The sequence below is a fragment of the Nocardia sp. NPDC051787 genome (genome assembly GCF_040681325.1).
In the GTDB taxonomy this organism is placed as follows: domain Bacteria; phylum Actinomycetota; class Actinomycetes; order Mycobacteriales; family Mycobacteriaceae; genus Nocardia.
The window spans coordinates 76,796-87,534 of record NZ_JBFAYO010000032.1; the positions used below are offsets into that span (position 1 = coordinate 76,796).

The window sequence follows — 10,739 nt, forward strand, 5'->3', positions numbered from 1 at the left end:
GACGTTTTGTATCAAGCCGTTTGGCCGGTTCGCTCGAGAGGGGTGAGGCGTAATACCGCGTTGTGCCTGGGGACGGTGGTGATGTTGCGAACGTATGGCTGCTCGCGTTCTCGCGTCGCGGCCAGCTCCCAGCGGGTGATTATCTCCGACAGGATGATCGTTCCCTCGGTGAAGGCGAACCCGGCGCCCAGGCAGTGCCGGACGCCGCCGCCGAACGGCAGCCAGGTGTTGTGCGGCGGATTGGCGCCGAGGAATCGGTCGGGGCGGAACTCGTCGGGCTGCGGGTGATTGCGAGGGTCGTTGTGCGCCAGCAGGATCGAGGTATTGATGACGGTGCCTTCAGGGAGCCGGTGGCCGCCGATGACGGCGGGCTCGGTGAGCTTGCGGGCGGTCGACACGATGACGGTGTGGCGGCGCATGCCTTCCTCGGGAACGGCTTCGAGGTACTTCTCGTCGTTGGAGAGCGCGGCGGTGCGCGCCGCTGCCTGCAGTTCGAGGTGGCGCGGGTGGGATGTTGATGATCGCGTCGAGCCGACGGACGAGTTCGGCTTTCGTCTCCGGTTCGGTCACGCCGAACACGACGCCGATGCTGGGTCAGCCGATTAATCGGTTCACCACGCCGTGCTGCGCGGCTTCGCCGCCCACGGCCACGCCCCGGTCGTCGCGGATCTGGCCGCGGCGAACAGCCAGGACTGCTTTTCCGTGCAGCGGATCCTCGCCCGTCTGCACCGAGCAGCTCGGCATCCACATCTTCGGAAACCAATTCCGCTCCTGACCAGCGCGCCCAACAAAACGCGCGCTCGTTCTCGCTTCGCAAACATGACCTGTCAACCTGACCGCGAAGACGTCCTGTCGCTGCCGGCGAACCGGAGCGCGACTCGCGGACGAAACTCGGACGGGACAGAGGTCTTGTCGAGATTTCGTTGACGAAGTCCAGATGTAGTTGGCGAGGGGGTGGCGGAGTCCACGTGTGAGCGGCGAGGCGGCGTGTCATAGCGTCTGGAACGCGTAGACCAGCGCGGTCGCGACCCTTCGGTGGAAGCTCGGAATGATTCGCCATGTTGAACTAAGAATTTAGGTATGCCAAACTTTGCGAATGATGAGGGTTACGCGTAATACGGGCATGCCGGGGTGCAGTGATGTCGTCTAGGCGCCGGTTCCTGGCAGGTGGCGCGGTTGCCGGTTCGGCGGGTCTGGCACTGAGCGTCGGGCGGTTGGCCGTGCCCGCGTCGGCCGAACAGACGGGGACCCATGCGGGCGCGCACGGTGGCGGGGTAGCGGGACCGACGTTCCGGCTCGGCTCCATGGTCGATCCGAACACCAACGGTTTCGACCCCTCGAAGGTGTTGCGCGATTTCGACTACGGGACGGTGTCGCGGCTGCCCGGCGGCCGGACGCTACGCGAGTGGGAGATAGCCAGCAGCGACAAGGAGCTGGAGATCGCTCCGGGGGTGCGCTATCCGGCCTGGACATTCAACGGGCGGATTCCCGGGCCGACCTTGCGCTGCACCGAGGGTGACCTGCTGCGGGTGAAGTTCACCAACTCCTCCGCGCATCCACACACCATGCACTTCCACGGACTGCACCCGGCGGACATGGACGGCGTTCCGGGCATCGGCCGCGGTGTGATCGAGCCGGGTGAGTCGTTCACCTACGAGTTCGACGCCTCGCCGTTCGGGCTGCACCTGTATCACTGTCATGTCAGCCCGCTGGCCGAGCACATCGCGCGAGGACTGTACGGAACCTTCATCGTCGATCCGCCCCGCCCGCGACCGCCCGCCGACGAGATGGTCATGGTGATGCACGGCTTCAACACCACCTTCGACGGCGAGGGCAACCAGCTGTACGCGGTCAACGGCATCCCGTTCCACTACATGCACCACCCGGTCCGGGTGAAACGCAACGAGCTGGTGCGGATCTACCTGGTGAACGTGCTCGAGTACGACCCGATCAACAGCTTCCACATCCACGGCAACTTCTTCGACTACTACCCGACCGGGACCCGGCTCGAGCCGTCGGAATTCACCGACACCATCGTGCAGGCACAGGGACAACGCGGCATCTGCGAGCTGCGCTTCCCGTACCCGGGGCAGTACATGTTCCACGCCCACAAGACCGAGTTCGCCGAACTCGGCTGGATGGGTTTCTTCGAGGTCGGTGAGTGATGTCAGAATCTGTTGCCGCGCAGTCCAATTCGCGCCTTCCTTCCTGGATGTCGTGGGTGAGTGTGGTGTTGGTGGCGATCGCCGCGCTGGCGGCGCTCGGCGTGCTCGGTTCGAAGGCGCTGCCCGAGCGCAAAGGCCCGCCGGTCGAGACGGTCGCCGTCGAGAAGACCGTGCTGAGACCAGGTGAGATCGCGCTGACCGTGCGTAACACCGGTCCCGATCCGGTCACTGTGGCTCAGGTGTTCGTCAACGACGCCTACGTCGACCTGCGCGGCGGAGAAGCCCCGATCACCCGCATGGACACGGTCACGTTGACCTTGCGATACCCGTGGGTGGAGGGACAGCCCTACAAGGTGTCGATGCTGACATCGACCGGCCTGGTGATCGAGCACGATGTCGAAGTCGCCGTCGAGACACCGCGCCCAGGAACCGATTTCTTCGGGTTGATGCTTCTGCTGGGCACCTACGTCGGGGTCATCCCCGTGCTACTCGGCATGCTGTTCCTGCCGTCGGTGCGCAGACTCGGCGCGACCGCGCTGCGCGCGTTGCTCGCGCTGACCGTCGGGCTGCTGGTGTTCCTCGCAGTGGACGGCACCAAGGAAGGATTGGAGTTGGCATCCGCGTCCGGTGGCGCGTTCGGCGGCGTGGAGCTGGTGATACTGGGTGCTGCCGTGTCCTATCTCGCTCTCACCGCGCTGGATCGGTACCTGCGTGCGCGTCGCGAGCACTCCGCCGAGCAGGGTGGTTCCGGATTGCGGCTGGCGACGATGATCGCGGGCGGTATCGGACTGCACAACCTCGGCGAGGGCCTGGCCATCGGGTCCGCATACGCTGTGGGCGAATTGGCGCTTGGCGCCTTCCTGGTCATCGGTTTCGCCTTACACAACACCACCGAGGGCATCGCGGTAGTCGCCCCGCTCGTCAAGGCACGCCCAGGTATTCCGGTGCTGCTCGGGCTCGGCCTGCTCGCGGGCGCCCCCGCCATCCTCGGCGCGGTGCTCGGCGCGAGCGTCAACAGCGCCGAACTGTCGGCGCTGTTACTCGGCGTGGGAGTCGGCGCGATCGTCCAGGTCGTGGTGCAGATCGCCCCGTCGCTGCGGCCGGAGGGCAGCGACCGGCTCGACGTACCTGCCATCATCGGCGTCATCGCCGGGATCGCCCTCATGTACTCGACCGGCCTGCTGGTCGCCGCGTGAACGGCCGCGCTGACGTGCCCGACGAACGCCTACCCATTGCGTCACGCCGGACCGTTCTCGGTGGCGCTTGCGCGCTCGCCGCGGCCGCCGCGACCGGATGTGGCTCCGGACAGGCTGCTCAGAACACCGCTGAGCCGTTCACCGTCTCTGTCACAGACGTTCCAGTTGGTGGTGGCAAGATCTTCGATGACCGGAACACGGTGGTGACCCAGCCCAACCCGGGTGAATTCCACGCGTTTTCAGCAATCTGCCCGCACAGGGGATGCGCCGTCAAGCGGATTGGGGACGGGCGAGTCATCTGTCCCTGCCACGGCAGCGCCTTCCGAATCACCGACGGTTCGGTCGCGACCGGACCGGCCGAACAGCCACTGGCACGCCGCTCGATCACTGTCACCCCCACCGAACTGCACATCTCCTGAACAGCGGGCAGTGCTCCGCCGTGTGTGTGGGCGCCGGTGATGAGGTAGTCGCCGTGGTTGAGAGCCTCGCGCACCAGCCGGGGGAGGTGGCCATCACGGATGCGGTAGGTCATCCGACGGCCGCGGATGTCGACCAGCCCGGTGAAGCGCGATGCGTCACATCATGGGACAGCAGCCCATCATGTCGCACATCCCAGCGCAGATCATCTGCAACGGGTTTATTTGTCCTGCTCTCCACCGTCGGCCATCACGTGCTCGATCACCTCGCGCAACCAGCGCCGGGCGGATGAGTGCGGCCCGAACCTGCGGCGTTTCTCGAAGCGCGACCTGCAGCAACGAACTCACACAGCGGCGAGAGTGAGCTGTTGGCGATGGTGGTCGTAGTGGCGGCCGGGATAGGCGTAGATGTCGGCAAGGGTCATGTAGTCGGCGAAGTAGGGATCCCACCGGCTCGGATAGTGCATACCGAGCCGGAAGTCGCTGTCGCGCTCACGCTGCAATGACCGCTGCAGCGAGCCGATCACACGATCGAGCTTGGCTCCCATGCGGCGGCGGTTGTAGATCCGTGCCGCCCAGCACGAACCGTGATAGTTGATTACATCGAAGGGGGTGGTCGCCGCGTCGAGCGCGCGAGCGAAACCGCGACCGAGCACATCCGGCAGCCGTCCGAACAGCCGGACCAGGACCAGGAGCCTGCGCACGACCATGTAGCCGAACAGCATGTGGAACATCAGCTGCTCGTTGGTCCATCTCGTGCCCGAGGAAGGTTTTGCCCAGTCGTTCTCGTCGGCGACGGTCAGCAGGTGATGGAAGTCCACCCTGGCCCGTTCCAAGCCCGCGGCCAACGCGGCCCGGTCGATAGTCGGTTCACACATGGTGCGCCTCGTTCAGGCTGATGAGTGGATTGGTCGTGTCGGTTGCGTTCTCATCGTCGTTGCCGGCATTACTGCTCGGCCTCAACACATCCGGTGGTTATCCCTCTTCAAGGCACCTCGCCGGTTCCGCGCGTGCGGCCGGCCTCGGGTGGCTGGCTCCCAGCGTAATGGGTGTGTCGGTCGCGTTCGGTTGCCATACCGCAGCAGTCGCATCCGCCGGTGGTGGCTTGTTCGGTGGCGGTGGGCGGGCTCGCGAGCAGCTTCACCATCGGGGTATTGCGGGGTGCCGCCACCACGGTGGAATGGGCCGGAGTTGGAGCACAGCAGGGGTCGTCGGGGGTGTGGACCTGCGGGACGGTGATGTGGTGGCGGTCGGTGTGGATCGTCGTGGTGGTGAGCCCGGGTTGGGCGACGGTGCGGGCGGCGCGGATGGCGTTGAGGATGACGAGCACTTCGGCGGCTTCGTGGATGAGCACTACGGTGGCCAGGCCGAGCATGCCGGCGGCGGCGAGGGGGATGAGGACGCCGATGATGATCATGGCCAGGGTGATGTTCTGGATCATGATGCGGCGGGCGCGGCGGGCGTGGGCGAGGACCTGGGGGAGGTGGCGGAGGTCTTCGCCCATGAGGGCGACGTCGGCGGTTTCGATGGCGACGTCGGTGCCCATGGCGCCCATGGCGATACCGACGTCGGCGGTGGCCAGGGCGGGGGCGTCGTTGACGCCGTCGCCGACCATGGCGATCGCGCGTCCGCGGCCGAGGTCGGTGACCAGTGCTGCTTTGCCTTCGGGCAGTAGTTCGGCGTGGACGGTGGCGATGCCGGCCTGCTCGGCCAGGGCGGTAGCGGTGCGTGCGTTGTCGCCGGTGAGCATGGCCACGTCGATACCGAGCCCGGTGAGCCGCAGGACGGCTTCGGCCGCTTCGGGCCGCAGTTCGTCTCGGACGGCGACGGCGCCGATGACGGTGTCGTCGCGTTCGATGAGGACCACGGTCGCGCCGTCGCTCTGCAGTCCGGCGATGCCCTCGGCAAGGGCGCCGGTGTCGATCCAGCCGGGTTTGCCGAGGCGCAGTTTCGCCGACCCGAGACTGCCGTGCAGGCCGTGGCCGGGGACTGCGGTGACGTCCTCGGCGATCGGGATGTCGTCGGGCGCGGCGGCGAGGATCGCTTGGGCGAGAGGGTGTTCGCTGCGGGCTTCCAGCGCCGCGGCGGCGGCAAGGACATCGTTCTCGGTCACCGCGGGGGCGGGGATTACGGCGATGACCTGGGGGGTGTTGCGAGTCAGGGTGCCGGTCTTGTCGAGAGCGACGACGCGGATGCGGCCGAGTTGTTCGAGTGCGGCGCCGCCTTTGACCAGCGCACCTTGGCGGCTGGCGGCGCCGACGGCGGCGACCACGGTCAGCGGGACCGCGATGGCCAGTGCGCATGGTGAGGCCGCGACGAGCACCACCAGTGCTCGTTCGATCCACAGCATCGGATCGCCGAACAGCGCGCCGAGCCCGGCGACGAGGACGGCTAAGACCATGATGGCCGGTACCAGGGGTCGAGCAATGGTGTCGGCGAGGCGTTGCGCGCTGCCTTTGCGGTCCTGGGCTTCTTCGACGATGTGCACGATGCGCGCCAGGGAACTGTCGGATGCCGGTGCGGTGACCTGTACTTCGATGGCGCCGCCGCCGTTGATGGCTCCGGCGTGAACGGTGTGGCCGGGACCCGCCTCGACAGGGACCGATTCCCCGGTGATGGCCGAGAGGTCGAGGCTGGTGCGGCCGGTGCGGATCACCCCGTCGGTGGCGGCGCGTTCGCCGGGCCGCAGCACCATCACGTCGCCGAGGAGCAGATCGTCGGGGGCCAGCTTCACTTCTGTGCCGTCGCGGAACACCGAGGCGGTCGGCGGAACCAAGGCCAGCAGTGCGCGGAGCCCACGTCGGGTCTTGGCCACCGCGAAGTGTTCGAGTCCTTCGGCGATGGAGAACAAGATCCCCAGCATCGCCGCCTCGCTGAACTGGCCGAGTGCGACGGCGCCGACCGCGGCGATGGTCATCAGCGTCCCGACGCCGATGCGGCGGTGGCGCAGATTTCGGATCGCCGAGGGAACGAAGGACAGTCCGGCGATGACGGCGGCGAGGATTTCCAGTGCGGTGACCGCGCTGTCGCCGCCACTTCTGCCGATCAGCCAACCGAATCCGAGTAGCACCACGGCGATGGCCGCGTACTGTAGTTCACGCACCTGCCACAGCCGTTCCGGCCCGTGTCCGGTGTCGCCATGGTCATCGGTGCGCTCGTCCTGCGGACCGCAGCACGCCTCAGCCATTGTGGACCTCCTCGCTCGGCACCGCGACAGTGGCGGCGGTCAGCTCGTCGCCGAGGACCGTGGCGACCAGACGCTGTCCTCGTGGAGTCAGCGCGTACATCACCAACCGACCCTGACGCCGCGACGACACCAGCCCACCGATCTTGAGTTGACGCAGGTGATGGGAAACCAGGTTCTGGGCTTGGCCCACGACCCAGGCCATGTCGCACACGCACAACTCCCCACCGGTATGCAGGGCCGCGGCGATGGTCAGCCGGGTCGGGTCGGCCAGAGCGCGTGCGGCGGCCGCCGACTGCTCAACAGCTCCGAGCGGGGGAAGTTCGGCGCGTATGCGTTCGGCATGAGGCAGATCCAGGCACAACAGGTCACAGATGTCGGCACGATCCTCGGTCATATCAACATTCTAACAACCATTGATATAAAGCTGGCAAGCCAGCCACTAAGATCATCTCAACGCTGGTTAGTATGTCGATATGTTCGACGTTGAGCGAGACCACCCTCGGTACGGGTCGCTGAGGCGGGTCATGTGGTGACCCGCAATCTGAAGATCTCATTGGCCTTGGTCGTCGTCTTCGTAATCGGCGTGGCCGCGGCGCTGCTAATAGCGAGAGCCGACCGGGACGACGCGGCAGCCACCGACAAGGGTGCGATCGCGGGGGTGATACGGCCCGACAGCCACCGGTTATCGAATGTCCCTGACGGGAAGGTGACGTTCGTGGAGTTCCTCGACTTCGAATGCGAAGCCTGCGGCGCATTCTTCCCGCTGGTCGAACAGCTCCGCGGCACATACGGCGACCGGGTCAGTTTCGTGGTCCGCTACTTTCCGCTGCCGTCGCACTACAACTCCGAGCGCGCAGCGCGCGCGGTCGAAGCCGCAGCGCAACAGGGCCGGTTCGAGCAGATGTATCAGAAGATGTATCAGACGCAAGCCGAATGGGGCGAGCAACGGGTGCCCAAGGACGATGTCTTCCGTGGCTACGCCGTCGAACTCGGGCTCGACCTGGCCAGATACGACACCGACTACAACGCGCAGGCCACTGTCGAACGTGTCCGCGCCGATGTGGCCGACGGGCGTGCGCTCGGCGTACAGGGGACCCCGACGTTCTTCCTGAACGGCAAACGACTCTCGCCCCGCAGCTATGACGAGCTGACCCGTGCCTTCGACGACGCGCTGCGCTGACTCGCCGACCGAGGAGGCATCGGCGGCCGAACCGGATCGGCCGGAACATCCGTTTTCCCGGACACTGCCGTGGATTCTGCTGATCGGAGGCATTGTCGGCGCCGTCGCGTCCTTCGTGCTCACGGTCGAGAAGTTCACACTCGCCACCGACTCCTCCTACATTCCGTCGTGCAGCGTCAGTCCGGTGCTCAACTGCGGATCGGTGATGGCGACTCCGCAGGCGGAGGTATTCGGGTTCCCGAATTCACTGCTCGGTATCGCGGGATTCGCCGTCGTCGCGACCATCGGCGCGGCGCTGCTGGCGAATGCGCGCTTCCGGCAATGGTTCTGGCACAGCCTGCAGCTCGGCGTCACCGCCGCAGTGGTATTCGTGCACTGGCTCATCACTCAGAGCTTGTACAGCATCGGTGCGTTGTGCCCCTACTGCATGATCGTGTGGGCGGTCACCGTGCCGATCTTCTGGTACGTCACCCTACGTAACCTCGGTCAACTGCGCTCGAGTAAGCGACCCGCGATCCTGGCCGTTGTTCTCGCCAACCATTCTGTGCCACTGACTTTCTGGGCACTGACGATCATCGGGCTGATCACCCATCGGTTCTGGTGGTACTGGTCCGGCCTGCTGTGACCCACCGTTCCGCTCCCCGCATGCCGCTTCGGCGCACGGGTGCGGTTCACCAGGTGGTATCGCGGCAGTGGCTGCGGTCTCGGTCGGGTTCGATCTGCACGGTGGCGTGTGAGAGGTCGAAGGTGTGTTTCAGCAGGGTCTGGGCGGCGTCGAGGACTTCGGCGGGGTCGACGTCGGGATGGATGGTCAGGTGGACCGACGCGACTTCCATTCCGCTGGTCAAGGTCCAGACGTGCAGATCGTGTGCGTCGTCTACCCCGGGCAGCGCGGTGAGCGCGGGGATGATCGCGCGGACGTCGAGGTCGGCCGGGGCCTGCTGGAGCAGAATGCGCAGCGCATGCCGACCCAGGTTGAACGCGCGGGGAAGAACGAACACGGCGATCGCGACACCGACGACCGGGTCGGCGTAGCGCCAGCCGAACAGCACCGTCACCAGACCGCTGACGAGCACTCCGATCGAGCCGAGCATGTCGGCCATCACCTCGAGGTACGCACCACGGACGTTGAGGCTCTCCTCGGCACCTGATCGCAGCAGCAGGAACGCGGCGACGTTCATGATCAACCCGACGATGGCCACGATGGTGACCGGCCATCCCGGGACCTCCGGCGGTGCCGCCATTCGGTCGATCGCCTCGTAGAGCACCCAACCTGCGACCGCGAACAGCAGCAATGAGTTGAGCAGTGCGGCGAAGACTTCGGTCCGGTGCAGGCCGAACGTGCGATCGGGACGGACGCCGGCACGGCGGGCGAGGGTGATCGCGGCCACCGCCATCAGCACTCCGAAGACATCGGTGAACACGTGCGCGGAATCCGAGAGCAGCGCCAGCGATGATGTCGTCAGGCCTACCACCACCTGGGTGACGAACGTGACCAGGCCCAGTACAGCGGCCAGCCACAACCGGCCGACATATCGGCTCGAAGCACTGATCGGCTCAGCCGTCGGCAGATGGTGGTGTTCGTGGCCTCGACTCATGACAATCTCCCGAAACAATTATATTGCCATATGCGCATGTGAGCAACCGGAACGCGCCCAGGTTGTTCGGTCGGAGTGTCGCGATGATTGGGCAGAACCACGACCGGCCGCACAGGTTGCCGTCGGCGGCGGCGATCGTTGGTGTCTACGAGTCGCCGGAATGGATTCGGTGTTCGGCGGGCTGCGGATTTCACCGCGAGGCGCGGCGGCACGTCTTTCAAACCTCCGCTGGCGAATCTGTCGCAGTTGTCAGTTCAGGGAGGGGATTGGTGTTGCGTTGACTCAGTAGTCCACCCAGTGTCTGAGCCTCGGTAGGCGACGCTCTGGTTACCGCGGACGTGCTGGCCTGCCGGATAATCCGCGCCGGTCGCCTTGGCCGTGGTCACGATCTTCGCCATCCGCTGGCAGTTCAGGACATCCCAAAAAGATCTTGGAAGGAGCGAATACCCTGAATACGAACACAACCACGGAGACACGCTCGCGCGGACTGCTCGCAAAGATTGTCGTGATCGGATCGCTGGCAGCGTTGCCCTTTGCCTTCGCCGCCCCGACGCTCGCCTGTCCGGATGACTCCGTGGAGCATTCGTGGCAACAAGATTGCGACCACACAGGTAACTGGCGGTGGCAGCAGAACCGCGGACAATGGCAAATCGGTGACTGCGATGAGGCCGGTGGGCATTGGAAGTTTCACGACGACCAATGGCGGTGGCACCGCTACGACCATGACGAGTAAGAGGCCGACCACCTCCACGGCTGAGAGGCACCTACCCAGCTGGTAGTGCATCTCTCCGAGCAGCGGGCGGTAGCGGCCCGCATGGGGCATGCAGGGCCTCGAGGAGATCTCTACGGCGGCGAATCCGTCGGGAGCCCCGGCGCTAGGCCGCTTCCCCGGCTCGCGTGTCCTAGACGAGTAAGTCCGAAGCTCGGTCAGTGATCGTAGGCGGTCAGTGACCGGGTGATCGGTGCGCCGATGGTGTGGTTGTGCCAGATCGCGGCG

At 65.8% G+C, this 10,739-nt stretch carries 11 protein-coding genes and 1 pseudogene; 5 read left to right on the forward strand and 7 right to left on the reverse strand.

Going from position 1 to position 10,739, the window contains the following annotated elements; genetic code table 11:
• Nucleotides 1-11: 11 nt before the first annotated feature.
• Nucleotides 12-491 (reverse strand): cytochrome P450, encoded by a 480-nt coding sequence (locus tag AB0M45_RS27820; RefSeq protein ID WP_364335298.1) that lies wholly within the window; start codon nt 489-491, stop codon nt 12-14.
• Between the two features lie 103 nt (nt 492-594).
• Nucleotides 595-750, reverse strand: coding sequence for a hypothetical protein (locus tag AB0M45_RS27825; RefSeq protein ID WP_364335272.1), 156 nt, complete (start codon nt 748-750; stop codon nt 595-597).
• A 389-nt stretch (nt 751-1,139) separates the two neighbouring features.
• On the opposite strand from AB0M45_RS27825, the gene AB0M45_RS27830 reads away from it, so the two are divergent.
• The 3 genes from AB0M45_RS27830 (at nt 1,140) to AB0M45_RS27840 (ending at nt 3,780) form a co-directional block, all read left to right on the forward strand.
• Nucleotides 1,140-2,165, forward strand: coding sequence for a multicopper oxidase domain-containing protein (locus AB0M45_RS27830; protein WP_364335274.1), 1,026 nt, complete (start codon nt 1,140-1,142; stop codon nt 2,163-2,165).
• A 47-nt stretch (nt 2,166-2,212) separates the two neighbouring features.
• Complete coding sequence (locus AB0M45_RS27835; RefSeq protein WP_364335276.1) at nt 2,213-3,361, forward strand: ZIP family metal transporter; 1,149 nt, start codon at nt 2,213-2,215, stop codon at nt 3,359-3,361.
• Nucleotides 3,362-3,564: 203 nt separating this feature from the next.
• Nucleotides 3,565-3,780 carry a Rieske (2Fe-2S) protein gene (locus tag AB0M45_RS27840; protein ID WP_364335278.1) on the forward strand — a complete coding sequence of 72 codons (216 nt, stop codon included), beginning with the start codon at nt 3,565-3,567 and terminating at the stop codon, nt 3,778-3,780.
• 32 nt (nt 3,781-3,812) lie between these two features.
• Here the strand turns inward: AB0M45_RS27840 and AB0M45_RS27845 are convergent.
• The 4 genes and pseudogenes from AB0M45_RS27845 to AB0M45_RS27860 form a co-directional block, all read right to left on the reverse strand.
• Nucleotides 3,813-3,929: pseudogene (locus AB0M45_RS27845) on the reverse strand (transcriptional regulator); the annotation flags it as partial.
• 192 nt (nt 3,930-4,121) lie between these two features.
• Nucleotides 4,122-4,655 (reverse strand): DinB family protein, encoded by a 534-nt coding sequence (locus AB0M45_RS27850; RefSeq protein ID WP_364335280.1) that lies wholly within the window; start codon nt 4,653-4,655, stop codon nt 4,122-4,124.
• 107 nt (nt 4,656-4,762) lie between these two features.
• Complete coding sequence (locus AB0M45_RS27855) at nt 4,763-6,964, reverse strand: cation-translocating P-type ATPase (protein ID WP_364335282.1); 2,202 nt, start codon at nt 6,962-6,964, stop codon at nt 4,763-4,765.
• Nucleotides 6,957-7,358, reverse strand: coding sequence for a metalloregulator ArsR/SmtB family transcription factor (locus AB0M45_RS27860; protein ID WP_364335284.1), 402 nt, complete (start codon nt 7,356-7,358; stop codon nt 6,957-6,959). The genes AB0M45_RS27855 and AB0M45_RS27860 overlap by 8 nt, the downstream gene beginning before the upstream one ends.
• A gap of 135 nt (nt 7,359-7,493) precedes the next feature.
• On the opposite strand from AB0M45_RS27860, the gene AB0M45_RS27865 reads away from it, so the two are divergent.
• Both AB0M45_RS27865 and AB0M45_RS27870 read left to right on the forward strand, forming a co-directional pair.
• Nucleotides 7,494-8,144: a thioredoxin domain-containing protein gene (locus AB0M45_RS27865; protein WP_364335286.1), complete on the forward strand. Its 651-nt coding sequence runs from the start codon at nt 7,494-7,496 to the stop codon at nt 8,142-8,144.
• A complete protein-coding gene (locus tag AB0M45_RS27870; protein ID WP_364335288.1) occupies nt 8,119-8,769 on the forward strand; it encodes a vitamin K epoxide reductase family protein in 651 nt (216 codons plus the stop codon). Before AB0M45_RS27865 ends, AB0M45_RS27870 begins: the two co-directional genes overlap by 26 nt.
• Nucleotides 8,770-8,815: 46 nt before the next feature.
• On the opposite strand, the gene AB0M45_RS27875 is transcribed toward AB0M45_RS27870, so the two are convergent.
• Nucleotides 8,816-9,742, reverse strand: coding sequence for a cation diffusion facilitator family transporter (locus tag AB0M45_RS27875; protein WP_364335290.1), 927 nt, complete (start codon nt 9,740-9,742; stop codon nt 8,816-8,818).
• Nucleotides 9,743-10,739 lie beyond the last annotated feature (997 nt).

Bases quoted from the DNA above. Each gene is read 5' to 3' on its own strand.
- AB0M45_RS27825 (WP_364335272.1), bottom strand. From the start codon at position 750: ATGTGGATGCCGAGCTGCTCGGTGCAGACGGGCGAGGATCCGCTGCAC.
- AB0M45_RS27850 (WP_364335280.1), bottom strand. From the start codon at position 4,655: ATGTGTGAACCGACTATCGACCGGGCCGCGTTGGCCGCGGGCTTGGAA.
- AB0M45_RS27875 (WP_364335290.1), bottom strand. From the start codon at position 9,742: ATGAGTCGAGGCCACGAACACCACCATCTGCCGACGGCTGAGCCGATC.
- AB0M45_RS27855 (WP_364335282.1), bottom strand. From the start codon at position 6,964: ATGGCTGAGGCGTGCTGCGGTCCGCAGGACGAGCGCACCGATGACCAT.
- AB0M45_RS27835 (WP_364335276.1), top strand. From the start codon at position 2,213: ATGTCGTGGGTGAGTGTGGTGTTGGTGGCGATCGCCGCGCTGGCGGCG.
- AB0M45_RS27860 (WP_364335284.1), bottom strand. From the start codon at position 7,358: ATGACCGAGGATCGTGCCGACATCTGTGACCTGTTGTGCCTGGATCTG.
- AB0M45_RS27830 (WP_364335274.1), top strand. From the start codon at position 1,140: ATGTCGTCTAGGCGCCGGTTCCTGGCAGGTGGCGCGGTTGCCGGTTCG.